The sequence below is a fragment of the Martinezella rhizogenes genome, from assembly GCF_007002745.1.
In the GTDB taxonomy this organism is placed as follows: Bacteria; Pseudomonadota; Alphaproteobacteria; order Rhizobiales; family Rhizobiaceae; genus Agrobacterium; species Agrobacterium cucumeris.
Map to the genome: position 1 here is coordinate 271,995 of NZ_SGNY01000002.1, position 19,122 is coordinate 291,116.

The following is a 19,122-nucleotide window of genomic DNA, read 5'->3' on the forward strand; positions in this document are numbered from 1 at the left end:
GGACTGCCTTTCGATATGCGACCGGTTAAGATTACCAGCGGTAATGCGAGAATGCGCGGTTGGCGTCAGCCATCTTGTGCGTGTCTTCGCGCTTCTTGACAGCCGAACCACGGTTGTTCGCAGCGTCCATGAGTTCGCCGGAAAGGCGATCGACCATGGTCGTTTCGTTGCGCTTGCGCGCAGCGGTGATCAGCCAGCGGATGGCCAGAGCCTGACGGCGCTCGGGGCGAACGTCGACCGGAACCTGATACGTAGCACCACCAACGCGGCGCGAACGCACTTCAACGTGCGGAGCAACGTTGTCGAGGGCGGAATGGAACACGCCGAGCGGCTCCTGCTTCGTCTTGCCCTGAACGACGTCGAACGCGCCGTAAACGATGCTTTCTGCGACCGACTTCTTGCCGTGAAGCATGATGGCGTTCATGAACTTGGTAACGATCAGATCGCCGAACTTCGGATCCGGGTTGATCTCACGCTTTTCTGCACTATGGCGACGGGACATATTCTTTGTCTCTCAATGTTATTGACGCTTTACCACGCGGAGAACCTCGCGCAGCGCCGGAATTTGTTTAAACCGAATTACTTCGGACGCTTCGCACCGTACTTGGAGCGGCGCTGCTTGCGGTTCTTGACGCCCTGGGTATCGAGAACACCGCGAATGATGTGGTAACGCACACCCGGCAAGTCCTTTACGCGGCCGCCGCGGATCATGACCACGGAGTGTTCCTGAAGGTTGTGACCTTCGCCCGGAATGTAGCCGATGACTTCGAAGCCGTTGGTGAGGCGGATCTTGGCAACCTTACGCAGAGCCGAGTTCGGCTTCTTCGGGGTCGTCGTGTAAACGCGGGTGCAAACACCACGCTTCTGCGGGTTTTCCTGAAGAGCAGGAACCTTGTTGCGCTTTACCTGTGCCTGGCGGGGCTTGCGGATCAGCTGGTTTACGGTAGGCATATAACCATCCCTTGCAAAAACTACTTTAGCCACCCGAACGGGTGGCGGCTATGCCGTTGCCGGCGACGACGCACGTATATATCCTCATGCGCAAAACGTGGCCCGATCCGTTTTCACGGATGGACCACCAAGAGCAGAGGACACCTCAACGAGGCGTCTTGCATGCAACATTCGTGTCTTCTACGTGCAATGGAGTCTTGTTTGAGATGATGTTCGGAAAAAAGGTTTCCGAACGGCCAGCACCCACAGAGGCTCCGATGGCGGGCGTACTACTGTTTTAGCCAGCTTTCGTCAAGGCCGAATCCGCATTTTGCGCCCGCGCCCGCGGCCACAAAGCCCGCAGGCGGGCCATTTCGCCCTCCTTCTAACAGAAGTCACCATCGGCAACAGCGATTTTGCGCTCCGGCCTTTGGCTTTTCATAAAATCCGTCTATTGATTCCCTCAAGCGGCCAGACTTGGCCCGCCACGCGCAAGACCCGCTCCGGTCGACCCGCGTACATAGCAACGACAGATCAAGGAACCGCGTCATGAGCACCCTCCCCGACAACGACAATGGACGCGACGAGCCGATGGTCTTCATCGTCATCGGCAAGGCTTACGAGACCGATAACTCCGAGGGCATCGACATCCACGTCATCCTTCGCGCCCCGGACGACGACACCGCCGTGCGTGAAACGCTGAACGCGCTTTCCGAGGAAGGCTTCATCGAGGCCGACCTCGACCAGATCGGCATGCTGACCGAAATCCCCGATGAAGAGCCGCACGCTTCCGCCTATCAGGGCGCACTGGAAGGCGAAGTGGCCATCATCCGCTTCGCCTGAGGCGCGGCCATGGTGGTGAGACGCATCGTCACCAACATCGCGACACCCGACCTTGAACGGGCGGGTGTCTTTTATGGCGATATTCTCGGCATGACCATCGCCATGGATCACGGCTGGATCGTGACCTATGCAAGCCCGGTTGAAACACCTGCCCAGATCAGCTTTGCCCGTGAAGGCGGCTCCGGCACGGCGGTCCCCGACATCTCCATCGAGGTCGACAATTTCGACGAGGTTCACGCCCGCATAGTTGAAGCCGGACTACCGGTCGAATACGGCCCGGCCATCGAAACATGGGGTGTGCGCCGCCTGTTCCTGCGCGATCCCTTTGGCAGACTGATCAACATATTAAGTCACTTATAGATTATATACTTTAAGTTCAGTAGTATTATTTCATTTCTGTTGAACAACGCGAATATATTGGCGTAAAACAATCCTGACATGAATCTCCGGTGGCAGGTTGGATCATATATCTTCGGCAGACATCATCGATGACATTTACGAAGCGGCGCTTTTTCCCGACCGCTGGGCGAAAGTCATCGCCACAATCGGTCAACAGCTGGATTTCTGGGGCGGCGCCCTTACCTGGGGCAAGGGAGAGGAAGAAGCCTGGCTTTTCACGCCCAATTTCCAGGAATTGATGCAGGCCTTCATGGAGGGCGGCTGGAATCATCGCAATGACCGCCTCACCCGCGCAATCCGCGAGGGACAATTTTCCTTCGTGCATGATTTTGATGTTTTTACCCATGATGAATGGGCCGGGCTGCCGATCGTGCGTGACTTCCTGATGCCGCGCGGACTGGGCTATGGTGTGGCGACCCAGGTCGCTCCACCCGATCATCCGGAAATGACGGTGATTTTCGAACGCAAGCTCGACAGCGGCATCATTGGCCCGGAGACGATGGCGGCTCTCGGCGGGCTGAGACCGCATATCGCCCGCAGCCTCACGCTGGCGACCCGGCTGCAGCGTCAGAAAGCCGATGCGATGACGCTTGGCCTCAACGCCATCGGCGCGCCGGCGGCAGTGCTTCAGGCAAGCGGACGCCTTCTCTCCGCCAATGACCTGTTTCTTTCACTTCAGAAATGTATCTCTACACGCGCCCGTGACAGGATTCTGATTTCCGATGAAAGGGTCAACCGGCTGCTTTACAATGCACTTGCCGGACATAGCGTCGGTTCCTTCCCCCTGCCGACCGAAGACAGGGCATGCATACTGCACGTCATACCGCTACGTAAGGACGCGCTGGACCTTTCCCCGAACGGCTCGGCCATCGTATTGATATCCCAGCCCTCAGACACGGTCTTCGACGCCACGCCGCTGCTGAAGGGGCTTTATGACCTCACCAAGGGCGAAGCCCGTGTTGCGCTGGAAATCATGAAGGGACTTTCCCTTCCCGCCGTGGCAAAGCAATTGCGGATTTCCCACGAAACGGTGCGCAGCAACGCCAAGTCGATCTATGCCAAAACCGGCAGTACCGGCCAGACCGATCTCGTCCGCCGCCTCTCCGTTCTGACGCGCTACACCATCGGCGAACAGGGCTGAGAACACGCCGGCACTGATGATCTGAAAGATCGGATCAGCTCTCCCACCCACCAAACAAAAAACGCCCGGATTGCTCCGGGCGTTTTTACTGAATTTTGGCGGGGCTTCGTAAAGCCCCTGCCCCAAGCTTATTCGGCGGCCGGAACCTGATCCGTCATGTCCTGCAGCATCTGGTTCGCAGAACCTGCACCCGTACCCTTGCGGCGTTCCTCGAGAATGAGGTCGTCGCGCGAGGTGGCGATGCGGCGGATTTGCGTCATGGTGCCGCCAGTACCGGCCGGGATGAGACGGCCGACGATGACGTTTTCCTTGAGGCCCTGCAGCGTGTCCGTCTTGCCGGCAATCGCAGCTTCCGTGAGAACCTTGGTGGTTTCCTGGAAGGATGCGGCCGAGATGAAGGACGGCGTCTGCAGCGAAGCCTTGGTGATGCCGAGCAGAACAGGATCGCCGTAAGCCGGCTTCTTGCCCTCCTCGATCAGGCGGTCGTTCATGTCGTCCAACTCGATACGGTCGACATTGTCGCCGACGATGTACTGGCTGTCGCCGGCATCGGTGATTTCGACCTTCTGCAGCATCTGGCGAACGATCACCTCGATGTGCTTGTCGTTGATCACAACGCCCTGCAGTCGGTAGACTTCCTGGATTTCGTTCACGAGATAGGAAGCCAGAGCCTCCACGCCCTTAATTGCCAGAATGTCGTGCGGTGCCGGGTTGCCGTCGAGAATGTATTCGCCCTTCTCGATGTAGTCGCCTTCCTGAAGATGGAAGGGCTTGCCCTTCGGGATCAGGTATTCGACCGGCTCGACGCCGTCTTCCGCAGGCTCGATCATCACGCGACGCTTGTTCTTGTAGTCGCGACCCAGGCGGATCGTACCGTCGATCTCTGCGATGACGGCGTGATCCTTCGGACGACGTGCTTCGAACAGTTCGGCAACGCGCGGCAGACCACCGGTGATGTCCTTCGTCTTGGCGCTTTCCAGCGGCGAACGTGCAAGCACGTCACCCTGGGAGACCTTGGAACCCGGCTCGACCGACAGGATGGCGTCCACGGACAGCTGGAAGCGGGCTTCGCCACCACGGGCAAGCTTTGCGACCGCACCGGAAGCGTCCTTGATGACGATCGCGGGCTTGAGGTCCGAACCGCGCGGCGTCGAACGCCAGTCGATAACCTGACGCTTGGTGATGCCGGTGGATTCGTCGGTGGCTTCCAGAACGGAAAGACCGTCGACGAGGTCCTCGAAGTGAACGGTACCTTCCACTTCCGTCATCATCGGACGGGTGTAGGGGTCCCACTCTGCCAGACGCTGGCCACGCTTTACCTTGTCGCCATCGTCCACGAAGATCTTCGAACCATAGGCAACGCGCTGCGAAGACCGCTCCTGGCCGCGCTCATCGAGAATGGTGACGGCCATGTTACGGCCCATCGCGATGAGAGTGCCTTCGGAGTTGCGCAGAATGTTGCGGTTCTTGATCGCAATCGTGCCCTCGTAAGAGGCTTCGAGGAACGACTGGTCAACCACGTTCGCCGTACCGCCAAGGTGGAAGGTACGCATGGTGAGCTGCGTGCCCGGTTCACCGATCGACTGTGCGGCGATGACGCCAACGGCTTCGCCCATGTTGACAGGCGTACCGCGTGCAAGGTCACGACCGTAGCAGACGCCGCAGACGCCAACCTGCACTTCACAGGTCAGAGCCGAGCGGATGCGCACGGACTGGATGCCCGCCTTTTCGATGACGGCCACATCGGCTTCATCGATGAGCGTGCCGGCCTTGACGAGGTTTTCGCCCGAAACCGGATGATCGATATCATCAAGAGCCGTACGACCGAGGATACGCGCGCCGAGCGAGGCAACGACCTGACCGGCATCGACGATGGCGGTCATGGTGAGGCCCTTGTCGGTGCCGCAATCGGTGGAAACGACGATGCAATCCTGCGCGACGTCGACGAGGCGACGGGTAAGGTAACCCGAGTTCGCCGTCTTCAGGGCGGTGTCTGCAAGACCCTTACGGGCACCGTGGGTCGAGTTGAAGTACTCGTTAACGGTCAGGCCTTCCTTGAAGTTCGAGATGATCGGCGTCTCGATGATTTCACCCGACGGCTTCGCCATCAGACCGCGCATGCCGCCCAGCTGACGCATCTGGTTCGGAGAACCACGGGCGCCCGAGTGGGACATCATGTAGATGGAGTTCATCGGCTTCTGGCGGCCCGTTTCCGGATCGAACTCGACAGCCTTGATGCGTGCCATCATTTCTTCGGCGACCTTTTCGGTTGCCTTGCCCCAGGCGTCGACAACCTTGTTGTACTTTTCGCCCTGGGTGATGAGACCATCATTATACTGCTGTTCGTATTCCTTCACCAAGGCTTCGGTGTCGCCAACGATCTTCACCTTGCTGTCCGGAATAACCATGTCGTCCTTGCCGAACGAAATGCCGGCGCGGCAGGCGTGGCTGAAGCCGAGCTGCATGATGCGGTCGCAGAAGATGACCGTGTCTTTCTGGCCGCAATGACGGTAGACCGTGTCGATCATCTTGGAGATGTTCTTCTTGGTCATTTCCTGGTTGCAGACGTCGAAAGGCACGTTGACGTTCTTCGGCAGAAGTTCGCCAATCAGCATACGGCCAGGGGTCGTTTCATGGATCTTCGAAACCGGCTTGCCATCGGCATCCACGGTCTTGAAGCGGCCGCGGATCTTGGCATGCAGCGTCACGACCTTGTTTTCAAGCGCGTGATGCAGCTCACCGATATCCGAGAAGGCCATGCCTTCGCCCGGCTCGTTCTGGTTCATGATCGACAGGTAATAGAGGCCGAGAACCATGTCCTGCGACGGAACGATGATCGGATGACCGTTCGCCGGATGCAGGATGTTGTTGGTCGACATCATCAGCACGCGTGCTTCCAGCTGGGCTTCCAGCGAAAGCGGCACGTGGACAGCCATCTGGTCACCGTCGAAGTCGGCGTTGAAGGCCGTGCAGACGAGCGGGTGCAGCTGGATGGCCTTGCCTTCGACCAGCATGGGTTCGAAAGCCTGGATACCCAGACGGTGCAGCGTCGGTGCGCGGTTCAGAAGAACCGGATGCTCGCGGATGACCTCGTCGAGGATATCCCAGACCTCAGGCTTTTCCTTTTCAACCAGCTTCTTGGCCTGCTTGACGGTCGAGGAGTAACCCTTGGCGTCGAGGCGGGCGTAGATGAACGGCTTGAACAGTTCGAGCGCCATCTTCTTCGGCAGGCCGCACTGGTGCAGCTTCAGTTCCGGACCGGTCACGATGACCGAACGACCGGAATAGTCGACGCGCTTGCCGAGAAGGTTCTGGCGGAAGCGGCCCTGCTTGCCCTTGAGCATGTCGGAGAGCGACTTCAGCGGGCGCTTGTTGGCACCCGTGATGACGCGACCGCGACGGCCGTTGTCAAACAGCGCATCGACGGATTCCTGCAACATACGCTTTTCGTTGCGGATGATGATGCCAGGTGCGCGAAGCTCGATCAGGCGCTTCAGACGGTTGTTACGGTTGATGACGCGGCGATAGAGATCGTTGAGGTCGGACGTCGCGAAACGGCCGCCATCCAGCGGAACCAGCGGGCGCAGGTCCGGCGGAATGACCGGAACGACCTTCATGATCATCCATTCAGGACGGTTGCCCGACTCCATGAAGTTCTCGACGATCTTCAGGCGCTTCATCAGCTTCTTCTGCTTGAGATCAGACGTGGTCTCAGCAAGTTCGGCACGCAGGTCGCCGGCGATCTTTTCGAGGTTCATCGAAGCCAGCATCTCGTAAATGGCTTCAGCGCCGATCATGGCGGTGAACTGGTCTTCGCCGAACTCGTCGACGGCGATCATGTACTCTTCTTCGGACAGAAGCTGGTTCTGCTTCAGCGAAGTGAGGCCAGGCTCGGTGACGATGTAGTTCTCGAAATAAAGAACGCGTTCGACATCCTTCAGCGTCATGTCGAGCAGGGTCGAGATACGCGAGGGAAGCGACTTCAGGAACCAGATGTGGGCAACCGGCGCTGCGAGCTCGATATGGCCCATGCGCTCACGGCGAACGCGCGACAGCGTGACTTCGACGCCGCACTTTTCGCAGATGATGCCCTTGTACTTCATGCGCTTGTACTTGCCGCACAGGCACTCGTAGTCCTTGATCGGTCCGAAGATGCGCGCGCAGAAAAGGCCGTCGCGTTCCGGCTTGAACGTACGGTAGTTGATGGTTTCCGGCTTCTTGATCTCGCCGTAGGACCACGACAGGATTTTTTCCGGCGAAGCAATCGAAATCCGGATGGAATCGAAATGCTGCGCAGGCACCTGAGGATTGAAAAGATTCATGACCTCTTGGTTCATGCCTTGTCTCCTTGAGAGGCTAGCTGCTGCCCCTGTTTGCATCCGGACCGGTTTCTTCCCGGGTCGCCGTCCAGAGCTTTAAATACGGATTAACCGCACAATGCGGCGAAAGTGTCCCACGCCAGCCGGGCTGACGGGAAACCGGCAGGCGCCCGGAAGGCGCCCGCCTCTCTCATTTTTATTCCGCCGCGTCGGGCAGCTGGTCTTCTGGCTGGTTCTCGATCTTCGAGTTTTCCAGCTCAACCGAAAGACCGAGCGACCGCATTTCCTTGACGAGAACGTTGAAGCTCTCCGGAATACCGGCCTCGAAGGTATCGTCGCCACGGACGATCGCTTCGTAGACCTTGGTGCGGCCGGCCACGTCGTCCGACTTGACGGTCAACATTTCCTGCAGCGTGTAGGCCGCGCCGTATGCTTCCAGAGCCCAGACTTCCATTTCCCCGAAGCGCTGTCCGCCGAACTGCGCCTTGCCGCCCAGCGGCTGCTGGGTAACGAGCGAGTAAGGACCGATCGAGCGAGCGTGGATCTTGTCGTCGACAAGGTGGTTCAGCTTGATCATGTACATGTAGCCGACGGTGACCTTACGGTCGAACGGCTCACCGGTACGACCGTCATAAAGGACGGACTGACCGGATTCATGCAGACCTGCCTTCTTCAGCATCGCGGCGACGTCGGGCTCATGCGCACCGTCGAAGACCGGGGTCGCGATGGAAACACCGCGCTTGGCTTCTTCGGCAAGCTTCACCAGCGAGTCGTCGTCGAAACGCTGAACCTCGTCATTGGCTTCAGACGCGTAGATTTCCGTCAGCTCGCTGCGAAGCTCGCTGATGTCCATCGTCTTGCGATACTCTTCGAGCATCTCGCCGATCTTCTTGCCCATGCCTGCGCATGCCCATGCGAGGTGGGTTTCGAGGATCTGGCCGACGTTCATGCGCGAAGGCACGCCGAGCGGGTTCAAGCAGATGTCGACATGCGTGCCGTCTTCGAGGAACGGCATGTCCTCGACAGGAACGATACGCGAGACGACGCCCTTGTTACCGTGACGGCCGGCCATCTTGTCGCCCGGCTGGATCTTGCGCTTAACAGCAACGAAGACCTTGACCATCTTCATGACGCCCGGAGGCATTTCATCGCCGCGCTGGACCTTTTCGACCTTGTCCATGAAGCGCTGTTCAAGGCGCGACTTGGACTCGTCGTACTGACCGCGAAGCGCTTCGAGTTCGGACTGGGCCTTCTCGTCTTCGACCGCGAACATCCACCACTGCGAGCGGGGATATTCGGAGACGACGGCGTTGGAAAGCTCGACGCCCTTCTTGAAGCCCTTCGGACCGGCGATGGAAACGTGGCCACGCAGCATGTCGATCAGGCGGCCGTAGACGTTACGGTCAAGAATTGCCTGTTCGTCGTCGCGGTCCTTCGCTAAGCGCTCGATCTCTTCGCGCTCGATAGCCATCGCGCGCTCGTCCTTCTCCACACCGTGACGGTTGAAGACGCGGACTTCGACGACCGTACCGAACGTGCCCGGAGGCATGCGCATGGAGGTGTCGCGAACGTCGGAAGCCTTTTCACCGAAGATGGCGCGCAGAAGCTTTTCTTCCGGCGTCATCGGGCTTTCGCCCTTCGGCGTGATCTTGCCGACGAGGATATCGCCCGGCTGAACTTCCGCACCGATGTAAACGATACCGGCTTCGTCGAGGTTCTTCAGCGCTTCTTCCGAAACGTTCGGAATGTCGCGCGTGATTTCTTCCGGACCAAGCTTCGTGTCGCGCGCCATCACTTCGAATTCTTCGATGTGGATGGAGGTGAACACGTCGTCGGAAACGATACGTTCCGACATCAGGATCGAGTCTTCGTAGTTGTAGCCGTTCCAGGGCATGAACGCGACGAGCGCGTTACGGCCAAGCGCCAGATCGCCGAGGTCGGTCGACGGACCGTCCGCGATGATGTCGCCCTTGGAGATGGCGTCACCAACGGAGACCAGCGGACGCTGGTTGACGCAGGTGTTCTGGTTCGAACGCTGGAACTTCTGCAGACGGTAGATATCGACGCCCGACTTGCCGGCATCGAGGTCTTCCGTAGCGCGGATAACGATACGCGTCGCATCCACCTGGTCGACCACACCGCCGCGGCGAGCCGCGATGGCAGCGCCGGAGTCGCGAGCAACAACCGGTTCCATGCCCGTGCCGACGAACGGCGCTTCGGCCCGCAGAAGCGGAACGGCCTGACGCTGCATGTTCGAGCCCATGAGAGCGCGGTTGGCGTCGTCGTTTTCCAGGAACGGAATGAGAGCCGCTGCGACCGAAACGAGCTGCTTCGGCGAAACGTCCATCAGGTTGATGTTGTCGCGCGGTGCGAGCATGACTTCGCCCGAGTGACGGCAAACAACGAACTCTTCAACGAAGGCGCCTTCGCCATCAAGTTCGGCATTGGCCTGTGCGACGTAGTACTTGGCCTCTTCCATGGCGGAGAGGTAGATCACGTCGGTCGTCACCTTGCCGTCGGTGATCTTGCGGTACGGGCTTTCGATGAAGCCGTACTTGTTCACACGGGCAAAGGTTGCAAGCGAGTTGATCAGACCGATGTTCGGGCCTTCAGGCGTTTCGATCGGGCAAATACGGCCGTAATGGGTCGGGTGAACGTCACGGACTTCAAAGCCGGCGCGCTCACGGGTCAGACCACCCGGTCCAAGAGCCGAAAGACGACGCTTGTGGGTGATTTCCGAAAGCGGGTTCACCTGGTCCATGAACTGCGACAGCTGCGAGGAACCGAAGAATTCGCGAACCGCGGCAGCTGCCGGCTTCGCATTGATCAGGTCCTGCGGCATCACGGTGTCGATTTCGATCGAGGACATACGTTCCTTGATCGCACGTTCCATGCGCAGAAGGCCCAGACGATACTGGTTTTCCATCAGCTCGCCGACAGAACGAACACGGCGGTTGCCGAGGTTGTCGATGTCGTCGATTTCGCCCTTGCCGTCGCGCAGTTCGACCAGCATCTTGACGACCGCGAGGATGTCTTCCTTGCGCAGCGTGCGCACGGTGTCTTCCGCGTCGAGGTCGAGACGCATGTTCATCTTCACGCGGCCAACAGCCGAGAGATCGTAACGTTCAGCATCGAAGAACAGCGAGTTGAACATCGCCTCCGCCGAATCCATGGTCGGCGGCTCACCCGGACGCATGACGCGGTAGATGTCGAACAGGGCTTCCTGACGGTTCTCGTTCTTGTCCGCAGACAGCGTGTTGCGGATATAGGCGCCAACATTGACGTGGTCGATGTTGAGGACCGGAATCTCGTCAAAGCCGGACTGCAGGATGATGCCGAGCGTCTTCTCGTCGATTTCGTCGCCGGCTTCGAGATAGATTTCACCCGTCTCGTAGTTGACGATGTCTTCGGCCAGATAGTTGCCGTACAGGTCCTCGTCGGTCGCCTTCAGCGCCTTGAGGCCCTTTTCGGAGAGCTGGCGGATGAGGCGCGGGGTCAGCTTCTTGCCACCCTCGACAACGACTTCGCCGGTATCGGCGTCGATCATGTCGGTGATGACCTTGGCATTCTTCAGCGTCTCAGGCTGGAACGGAATGCGCCAGCCATCGCCGGAGCGCTCGTAGGAAGCCTTGGTGTAGAAGGTCGACAGGATTTCTTCGCCATCCATGCCAAGCGCCATCAGGAGCGAGGTCACGGGCAGCTTGCGGCGACGGTCGATACGCGCATAGACGATGTCCTTAGCGTCGAACTCGATGTCGAGCCAGGAACCGCGATACGGGATGACGCGGGCAGCGAACAAAAGCTTGCCGGAAGAATGGCTCTTGCCCTTGTCGTGATCGAAGAACACGCCCGGCGAACGGTGCATCTGCGAAACGATGACGCGCTCGGTACCGTTGACGATGAACGTGCCGTTATTGGTCATGAGCGGCATGTCGCCCATGTAGACGGACTGTTCCTTGATGTCCTTGATGGACTTCGCGCCTGTATCCTCGTCAATATCGAACACGATGAGGCGCAGCGTCACTTTCAGCGGCGCTGCATAGGTCAGATCGCGCTGACGGCATTCCTCGACGTCGAACTTCGGCGCTTCGAATTCGTAAGATACGAATTCGAGCATGGATGCGCCCGAAAAATCGGTGATCGGGAATACGGATTTGAATACGGCATTCAATCCCTCGTCGGGACGGCCACCCTTGGGCTCGTCAACCATGAGAAACTGGTCATACGAAGCCTTCTGAACCTCGATGAGGTTAGGCATTTCCGCTACTTCTGGAATTTTGCCGAAAAACTTGCGTACGCGCCTGCGACCGTTAAACGAAAGGGTCTGAGCCATCGTCGCTCCTTTAAAATTGCATCCGGGCCTGCAACGGACGGGAACCGATGGCCAGTCGACCCCGTCAAGCAATGGGTATCATCAATCTCGTTCCACATCCCGGATCGATCAGGCCGGATTGCCTAGATGAGCCGGTTCGGAACCATTCTCTTGAAGAACCCATTACCCAAAAGCCATTTTCACGCGGCTTTTGGGTAATAAGTTTTAAAAACGATGACGACGGAAAGGGGCATGAAGCCCCTTTCCGCCAGCAATCGCAAGATTACTTAACGTCGACCTTAGCGCCGGCGTCTTCAAGCTTCTTCTTGAGGTCAGCAGCTTCAGCCTTGGAAACAGCTTCCTTGACAGCCTTCGGAGCGCCTTCAACGAGGTCCTTAGCTTCCTTCAGGCCGAGACCCGTGATAGCGCGGACTTCCTTGATGACGTTGATCTTGTTGGCGCCAGCGTCAACCAGGATCACGTCGAATTCAGTCTTTTCTTCTTCAACAGCAGCAGCAACGCCAGCACCGCCAGCAGCAGCAACAGCTACCGGAGCAGCAGCGGAAACGCCCCACTTTTCTTCAAGAAGCTTCGACAGTTCTGCAGCTTCCAGAACGGTCAGGGTGGAGAGGTCTTCAACGATCTTTGCGAGATCAGCCATTTTGATAGTTCCTTTTGTTCAGTTCGAACCAGTTTGAATAATTACAGCGAAAAACCGCCTTAAGCGGCTTCGTCCTTCTTGGCGTAAGCCGAAAACACGCGTGCAAGCTGGCTTGCAGGTGCGGCGACAACCGTAGCGACGCGAGTTGCCGGGGCATTGAGAAGGCCCAGCAGCTTTGCACGAAGCTCGTCCAGCGAAGGCAGGGTCGCAAGCGACTTGACTGCTTCGGCGTTGAGCGTGGTTGCACCCATGGCGCCGCCGAGAACAACGACTTTATCGTTGGTCTTTGCGAAGTCCATGACGACTTTCGGAGCGATCATCGGGTCGACGCTGTATGCAATCAGCGTCTGGCCCTTGAAGAGATTTGTCATCCCTTCCGACTCCGTGCCCTGAAGAGCGATCTTGGCCAGGCGGTTCTTCGCGACCTTGACGGTGCCTCCGGCAGCGCGCATCTTCGAACGGAAGTCGTTCATCTGCGCAACGGTGACACCAGCATAGTGGGCCACGACAACCGAACCGGAAGCCTTGAAGACTTCGTTCAGCTCCGTGACGAATTCGCGTTTTTCCGCTCTTTCCACTGTCTGTCTCCAGTAGACGGGACCACATGATTGTGAACCCGTCGGGTTTGCCTTTGCCCCAGGGGACCTTCTTACAAAGATCCCGAGCGACGCTCGAGGATCCTGTCCCCCGCTCTGTCGCCGCAAACGGCTCCAGGCACAGGCACACCAGGTTCGAACCGGACAGTCAGACATCCTTGGATGTCTCAAATCCAGCCTCACCCGTCTCATGCAGGTTGAATGATTAAGGCCAGATCCCGAAAGACATGGCCACCTGCAATCTCGGACAGGAGTTCCGGGTTTCCCCGGAAATCTCCGGCTCCCTGAGAGCCGGAAATTCTTTTAGTCACACGCCCCGAAAGACGCGCGAGAATTGATTAAGCCGTAACCGACGAAGGGTCGATCTTGACGCCCGGACCCATGGTCGAGGAAATCGCAACGCGCTTGACGTAGTTGCCCTTGGCACCCGTCGGCTTTGCCTTGATGACTGCATCGGCGAAAGCCTTGATGTTTTCCTCAAGAGCCTTGGCGTCGAACGAAGCCTTGCCGATACCGGCATGCACGATACCAGCCTTTTCAACACGGAACTCGACAGCGCCGCCCTTGGACGCCTTGACAGCGCCGGCAACATCCATCGTCACCGTACCGACCTTCGGGTTCGGCATCATGCCACGCGGGCCGAGTACCTTGCCGAGACGGCCGACGAGCGGCATCATGTCCGGGGTCGCGATGCAACGATCGAAGTCGATCTTGCCGCCCTGAACGATTTCAACCAGTTCTTCCGCGCCAACAACGTCAGCGCCGGCAGCCGTGGCTTCATCAGCCTTGACGCCACGGGCGAAAACGGCGACGCGAACGTCACGGCCAGTGCCGTTCGGCAGGTTGACAACACCACGAACCATCTGGTCCGCATGGCGCGGGTCAACGCCGAGGTTCATCGAAACTTCAACGGTTTCGTCAAACTTGGCAACCGCACGTTCCTTGACCATCGAAATGGCGTCGGTGAGAACGTAAAGCTTGTTGGGATCCACGCCTTCGCGGATCTTCTGAATGCGCTTTGCTACCTTGGCCATGATCAACCTACCACTTCCAGGCCCATGGCGCGGGCGGAGCCCTCAACCATTGCCATTGCGCCTTCGATATCGGCTGCATTCAGATCCTTCATCTTGGCTTCAGCGATCGTCTTGACCTGAGCCTTGGTGATGGAGCCGACCTTGGCGCCCTTGCCAGGCGTCTTGGAACCGGAGGTGATCTTAGCTTCCTTCTTCAGCCAATAGGTCATCGGCGGCTGCTTCATGACGAAGGTGAAGGACTTGTCCTGGTAATAGGTGATGACGACCGGGATCGGCATACCCTTTTCCATTTCCTGCGTGGCGGCATTGAACGCCTTGCAGAATTCCATGATGTTAATGCCACGCTGACCAAGTGCCGGACCGATCGGCGGGGACGGATTGGCCGACCCAGCCTTTACCTGCAACTTGAGCTGGCCTGCAACTTTCTTAGCCATATCTCTCTGCCTTTCAATTCAAACCGGTTACCCGGCTTCTCTCTAGCCGGATCGCTCCGGCGGCTGCGGTTGCGTGGTGCGGCGCCCTGCCCCGGCTTTAAGAGCCAGATTGCCTTCCACGCGCTTGGGGTTTCACCCCTCCAATCAGACCTTCTCGACCTGATTGTATTCCAGCTCGACCGGCGTAGCGCGGCCGAAAATCGAAACTTCCACTTTCAGGCGCGAACGCTCTTCGTCGACATCCTGCACCACGCCGTTAAACGACGCGAACGGACCGTCGGAAACGCGAACCTGCTCGCCGATCTCGAACGAAACCGAAGACTTCGGACGCTCGACACCTTCCTGAACCTGACCGAGAATACGATCGGCTTCATAATCGGGAATCGGAACAGGCTTATTGTCCGAACCGAGGAAACCGGTAACCTTCGGCGTGTTCTTGATGAGGTGATAGGCCTCATCCGTCAGGTTGGCGCGCACCAGCACGTAACCCGGAAAGAACTTGCGTTCGCTATCAACCTTACGGCCGCGACGCACCTCGACAACCTTTTCGGTCGGCACGAGGATTTTCTCGAAAAGATGATCAAGACCCTTCTGGCGGGCCTTTTCCTCGATCGACTCGGCGACCTTCTTTTCGAAATTCGAATATGCGTGAACGATGTACCAGCGTGCTGCCATTTTTATTCTCCGTTCAATCCTTCACCAGGCCGTTACCGGCCTACGTTCAGCACGAGGCTGAGCAGCCAGCCGATGAGCTGGTCTGCAGCAAAGAAGAACAGAGCCGCAAAAATGACCATCACCAGCACCATAGCCGTCGAAATCATGGTCTCGCGGCGCGACGGCCAAGTAATTTTTGACGCTTCGGCGCGAACCTGCTGCAGAAACGTAAACGGATTGGTTTTGGATGCCATTGACTGCCCACGCAATTACGGCGCGTAAAGCCGAACTAATCAGCCCCACGCACCGCGTGTCTGTTTTGACCTACATAAACACCGATTCCACTTTTAACAAGAGGAAATCGACATTCCGCGAAATTCACCGGAAATCCGGTATCCATCTGCCGTGCAGCGAAGACCGCGCTTGCGAATGGAAAGTGGCAGGGGCAGTAAGGCTCGAACTTACGACCTGCGGTTTTGGAGACCGCCGCTCTACCAACTGAGCTATACCCCTTCATCACCGTAATCGACCGCGAAAATCGCTTGGCCAATTCGGTATGCGCTCCTTTAAGACGCCGGGAAAAGAATGGCAAGGGTGTTTTTCGTTTTTTCACAATGTCTGGCAAAATACACGGACGAGCCGCCTGCCCCACCCGGCACAATGCCTATTCCCTTGATCTTTCTCACACTCCCCAACAGGAAAAACCCATGAGCATCTATCTCGTCCGTCACGGCCAGACCGAATTTAATGCCGTCCAGCGCTGGCAGGGTCAGGTCGATTCGCCGTTGACGGAGCTGGGACGACAACAGGCGGCGCGCATGGGGCGTAAGCTCGCCGCGCTGACCGGCACAGGTGAAGCGCATGTTTTCTCGAGCCCGCTCGGACGGGCACGGCAGACCTGCGAGATCATAGCCCGTGAGATCGGCGTGATAGACGGCATCACCCTCGATCCGGGTCTGATGGAAATCGGCATGGGTGCATGGGATGGCATGACGGATTACGAGATCGATCACGAATATCCCGGCATGCGCGACGGACTGGACCGGCATGAGTGGTTTTTTCACGCCCCCGGGGGTGAAACATTTGAGAAAATGACGGACCGCGTCACCCGCAGCCTGGAGACGATCAAACAGAGGCAGGCCCGCGACGCGATCATCATCTGCCACGGCATCACCAGCCGGATATTACGCGGCGTTTATGCGAGCCTCCCGAAAGACGGGACACTGCGCCTCGAAGTACCGCAAGACGCGTTTTTTCATCTCAGGCACGGCGACATTGCCCGGATCGATTGCTGAGGCTTTTTTGCAATAAAAAACCCCGCTGTCTCCAGCGGGGTTTTCTCAAATCCCTTGCGGGAAAAGATTACTCGACGATCGAAGCCACGATGCCGGCGCCGACGGTACGGCCGCCTTCGCGGATAGCGAAGCGCAGCTTTTCTTCCATCGCGATCGGAACGATCAGCTCGACTTCAACCGTGACGTTGTCGCCAGGCATAACCATTTCCGTGCCTTCCGGCAGAGAAACGATGCCGGTAACGTCCGTCGTGCGGAAGTAGAACTGCGGGCGGTAGTTCGTGAAGAACGGCGTATGACGGCCGCCTTCTTCCTTCGTCAGGATGTAGGCTTCTGCCATGAACTTCTTGTGCGGCTTGACCGAACCCGGCTTGCACAGGATCTGACCACGCTCAACGCCGTCACGGGTAACGCCGCGAACCAGTGCACCGATGTTGTCGCCAGCCTGGCCCTGATCGAGCAGCTTGCGGAACATTTCAACGCCGGTAACCGTCGTCTTCGAGGTCGGACGAATGCCGACGATCTCGACTTCTTCACCAACCTTGACGATACCGCGCTCAACGCGACCCGTCACAACCGTACCACGGCCAGAGATCGAGAACACGTCTTCGATCGGCATCAGGAACGGCTGGTCGATCGGACGCTCAGGCGTCGGGATGTAGGCGTCAACAGCGGCCATCAGCTCGCGGATCGCGTCTTCACCGATCTTCTTGTCAGAATCTTCAAGAGCGGCAAGTGCCGAACCCTTGACGATCGGGATATCGTCGCCCGGGAAGTCGTAGGACGACAGAAGTTCGCGAACTTCAAGCTCGACGAGCTCGAGAAGCTCGGCGTCGTCAACCTGGTCGACCTTGTTGAGGAACACGACGATTGCCGGAACGCCAACCTGACGGGCAAGCAGGATGTGCTCGCGGGTCTGCGGCATCGGGCCGTCAGCAGCCGAGCAAACCAGGATCGCGCCGTCCATCTGCGCAGCACCGGTGATCATGTTCTTCACGTAGTCGGCGTGGCCGGGGCAGTCGACGTGCGCGTAGTGACGGGCAGGCGTCTCATACTCAACGTGTGCCGTCGAAATCGTGATACCACGGGCCTTTTCTTCAGGCGCGGCGTCGATCTGGTCATACGCCTTGAATTCGCCGAAGAACTTCGTGATCGCGGCAGTCAGCGACGTCTTGCCATGGTCAACGTGACCGATCGTGCCAATGTTGACGTGCGGCTTATTGCGCTCAAACTTGCTCTTTGCCATGTGAATTGCTTCCTGTGAACGTGAAGTAGTTTCCCCGGCGAACCGGTTTGGTGTCGCCGTTTAAGGCTTTGTAAGCGAATGCGCAAGACTTAATTGTGAAAGCGCCTGCGCACGCGCTTCAAGCGTGCCCCGAGGCCCGCATATGGTGTGCCGTTTGCGACATTTAAACCCTTGGAAGGATGACATCGACGCAAGCCGCGCGGAGTGCCTTTCTGCTATTCTCGATCACTAATTAAGATATTTCCATCACAACTTCTTTACCTGCACCGCCATGATGGCTTAAGGACAATCCATCGCCGGGGGGAGACGGGCGATCCCGATGCGGCGCTGGGCGCCATCCCATGCCTTATCTCGTTCCGTCGCTTTCCCCCGCGACCTTTCTATCCGTTTCAGGACCATTCCATGGAAATCTTCACAGCCGCCGGTTTCACGGCATTCTTACAGGTCATCGCGATCGATCTCGTTCTGGCGGGCGACAATGCCATCGTCATCGGCCTTGCCGCCGCCGGTCTTCCCGCCCATCTTCGCCGCAAGGCAATTCTGGTGGGCATCATCGCCGCCACCGTTTTGCGCATCGCCTTTGCCGCCGTCACCGTGCAGCTTCTCGCCATTGTCGGGCTGCAATTGTTCGGCGGCCTGCTGCTCGCCTGGGTGTGCTGGAAGATGTGGTCCGAACTGCGCGAAGCTGCCGGCTCCATCGAAGACGAGGTGACCGACGACGAAGCCGATCTGACCAAAGGCCACAAGACCTTCTTTCAGGCCGCAACTCAGATCGTCATCGCCGATGTCTCCATGTCGCTGGACAACGTTCTGGCTGTTGCCGGCGCCGCACAGGAACATGTGACCGTCCTGGTGATCGGCCTCATCGTCTCGATCGCCCTCATGGGGCTTGCGGCCAACTTCGTCGCCAAGCTTCTGCACCGCTATCGCTGGATTTCCTATCTCGGTCTGATGGTCATCATCTATGTAGCGCTCAACATGCTCTATCACGGCGTGATCGAAGTCTTGCCCTATATCAAGGCCTATCTGGGCTGAGCCGCCCCGCAGGAGCGCCATTTGAAAGGCCCGGAAACGTGAAGGTTTCCGGGCCTTTTTTACGCGCTGCCGAGTGCGATGAACGTCTTCGAAAACCCCTTCGACCCACCGGCAGGCACACCTCGAGAATCACGCGATTCAACCGCTGCAACATCCGGGCAAGGCAGGGAAATCGTAATTTCTCGCCTATGGGTTCTGGCAATTGAGGTCAGCCACAAGCAAGCCT

The 19,122-nt window shown here is 58.2% G+C and carries 16 protein-coding genes and 1 tRNA gene; 5 read left to right on the forward strand and 12 right to left on the reverse strand.

The genetic code is table 11. The features are described 5' to 3' along the window. Window positions 1-31 precede the first annotated feature (31 nt). Both rpsG and rpsL read right to left on the reverse strand, forming a co-directional pair. On the reverse strand, window positions 32-502 hold the full coding sequence (rpsG, locus tag EXN68_RS06955) for a 30S ribosomal protein S7 (RefSeq protein ID WP_046798164.1): 471 nt from the start codon (window positions 500-502) through the stop codon (window positions 32-34). A 77-nt stretch (window positions 503-579) separates the two neighbouring features. Further along, window positions 580-951, reverse strand: a complete 372-nt coding sequence (rpsL, locus tag EXN68_RS06960) for a 30S ribosomal protein S12 (protein WP_003507760.1) — start codon at window positions 949-951, stop codon at window positions 580-582. A 528-nt stretch (window positions 952-1,479) separates the two neighbouring features. On the opposite strand from rpsL, the gene EXN68_RS06965 reads away from it, so the two are divergent. The 3 genes from EXN68_RS06965 to EXN68_RS06975 all read left to right on the forward strand — a co-directional run bounded on the left by EXN68_RS06965 (window position 1,480) and on the right by EXN68_RS06975 (window position 3,313). Beyond that, a complete protein-coding gene (locus EXN68_RS06965; RefSeq protein WP_003523731.1) occupies window positions 1,480-1,773 on the forward strand; it encodes a hypothetical protein in 294 nt (97 codons plus the stop codon). 9 nt (window positions 1,774-1,782) lie between these two features. Beyond that, window positions 1,783-2,133 carry a VOC family protein gene (locus tag EXN68_RS06970; RefSeq protein ID WP_142840173.1) on the forward strand — a complete coding sequence of 117 codons (351 nt, stop codon included), beginning with the start codon at window positions 1,783-1,785 and terminating at the stop codon, window positions 2,131-2,133. Window positions 2,134-2,230: 97 nt separating this feature from the next. Then, window positions 2,231-3,313 (forward strand): helix-turn-helix transcriptional regulator, encoded by a 1,083-nt coding sequence (locus EXN68_RS06975; protein ID WP_142840174.1) that lies wholly within the window; start codon window positions 2,231-2,233, stop codon window positions 3,311-3,313. A 128-nt stretch (window positions 3,314-3,441) separates the two neighbouring features. Here EXN68_RS06975 and rpoC read toward each other — a convergent pair whose 3' ends face one another. The 9 genes from rpoC to EXN68_RS07020 all read right to left on the reverse strand — a co-directional run bounded on the left by rpoC (window position 3,442) and on the right by EXN68_RS07020 (window position 15,836). Continuing rightward, window positions 3,442-7,650 carry a DNA-directed RNA polymerase subunit beta' gene (gene rpoC, locus EXN68_RS06980; RefSeq protein ID WP_142840175.1) on the reverse strand — a complete coding sequence of 1,403 codons (4,209 nt, stop codon included), beginning with the start codon at window positions 7,648-7,650 and terminating at the stop codon, window positions 3,442-3,444. A gap of 178 nt (window positions 7,651-7,828) precedes the next feature. Then, window positions 7,829-11,965 (reverse strand): DNA-directed RNA polymerase subunit beta, encoded by a 4,137-nt coding sequence (rpoB, locus tag EXN68_RS06985; RefSeq protein ID WP_142840176.1) that lies wholly within the window; start codon window positions 11,963-11,965, stop codon window positions 7,829-7,831. A gap of 262 nt (window positions 11,966-12,227) precedes the next feature. After that, window positions 12,228-12,605 (reverse strand): 50S ribosomal protein L7/L12, encoded by a 378-nt coding sequence (gene rplL, locus EXN68_RS06990; protein ID WP_142840177.1) that lies wholly within the window; start codon window positions 12,603-12,605, stop codon window positions 12,228-12,230. Window positions 12,606-12,664: 59 nt separating this feature from the next. After that, entirely contained in the window at window positions 12,665-13,183 is a 519-nt protein-coding gene (rplJ, locus tag EXN68_RS06995; protein ID WP_142840178.1) for a 50S ribosomal protein L10, read from the reverse strand. Window positions 13,184-13,539: 356 nt separating this feature from the next. Then, a complete protein-coding gene (gene rplA / locus EXN68_RS07000) occupies window positions 13,540-14,235 on the reverse strand; it encodes a 50S ribosomal protein L1 (RefSeq protein ID WP_142840179.1) in 696 nt (231 codons plus the stop codon). Window positions 14,236-14,237: 2 nt separating this feature from the next. Next, window positions 14,238-14,669, reverse strand: a complete 432-nt coding sequence (gene rplK, locus EXN68_RS07005) for a 50S ribosomal protein L11 (RefSeq protein WP_027677153.1) — start codon at window positions 14,667-14,669, stop codon at window positions 14,238-14,240. Window positions 14,670-14,813: 144 nt separating this feature from the next. Then, on the reverse strand, window positions 14,814-15,344 hold the full coding sequence (gene nusG, locus EXN68_RS07010) for a transcription termination/antitermination protein NusG (RefSeq protein ID WP_046798156.1): 531 nt from the start codon (window positions 15,342-15,344) through the stop codon (window positions 14,814-14,816). Between the two features lie 32 nt (window positions 15,345-15,376). Next, on the reverse strand, window positions 15,377-15,577 hold the full coding sequence (gene secE / locus EXN68_RS07015; RefSeq protein WP_003523719.1) for a preprotein translocase subunit SecE: 201 nt from the start codon (window positions 15,575-15,577) through the stop codon (window positions 15,377-15,379). A gap of 183 nt (window positions 15,578-15,760) precedes the next feature. After that, a tRNA-Trp gene (locus EXN68_RS07020) sits at window positions 15,761-15,836 on the reverse strand. Between the two features lie 194 nt (window positions 15,837-16,030). Here EXN68_RS07020 and EXN68_RS07025 point away from each other — a divergent pair. Beyond that, window positions 16,031-16,618, forward strand: coding sequence for a histidine phosphatase family protein (locus EXN68_RS07025; protein ID WP_142840180.1), 588 nt, complete (start codon window positions 16,031-16,033; stop codon window positions 16,616-16,618). 67 nt (window positions 16,619-16,685) lie between these two features. On the opposite strand, the gene tuf is transcribed toward EXN68_RS07025, so the two are convergent. Next, window positions 16,686-17,861: an elongation factor Tu gene (gene tuf / locus EXN68_RS07030; RefSeq protein ID WP_080824790.1), complete on the reverse strand. Its 1,176-nt coding sequence runs from the start codon at window positions 17,859-17,861 to the stop codon at window positions 16,686-16,688. A gap of 402 nt (window positions 17,862-18,263) precedes the next feature. On the opposite strand from tuf, the gene EXN68_RS07035 reads away from it, so the two are divergent. Next, window positions 18,264-18,896 (forward strand): TerC family protein, encoded by a 633-nt coding sequence (locus EXN68_RS07035; protein WP_142840181.1) that lies wholly within the window; start codon window positions 18,264-18,266, stop codon window positions 18,894-18,896. The last annotated feature ends 226 nt before the right edge of the window (window positions 18,897-19,122 follow it).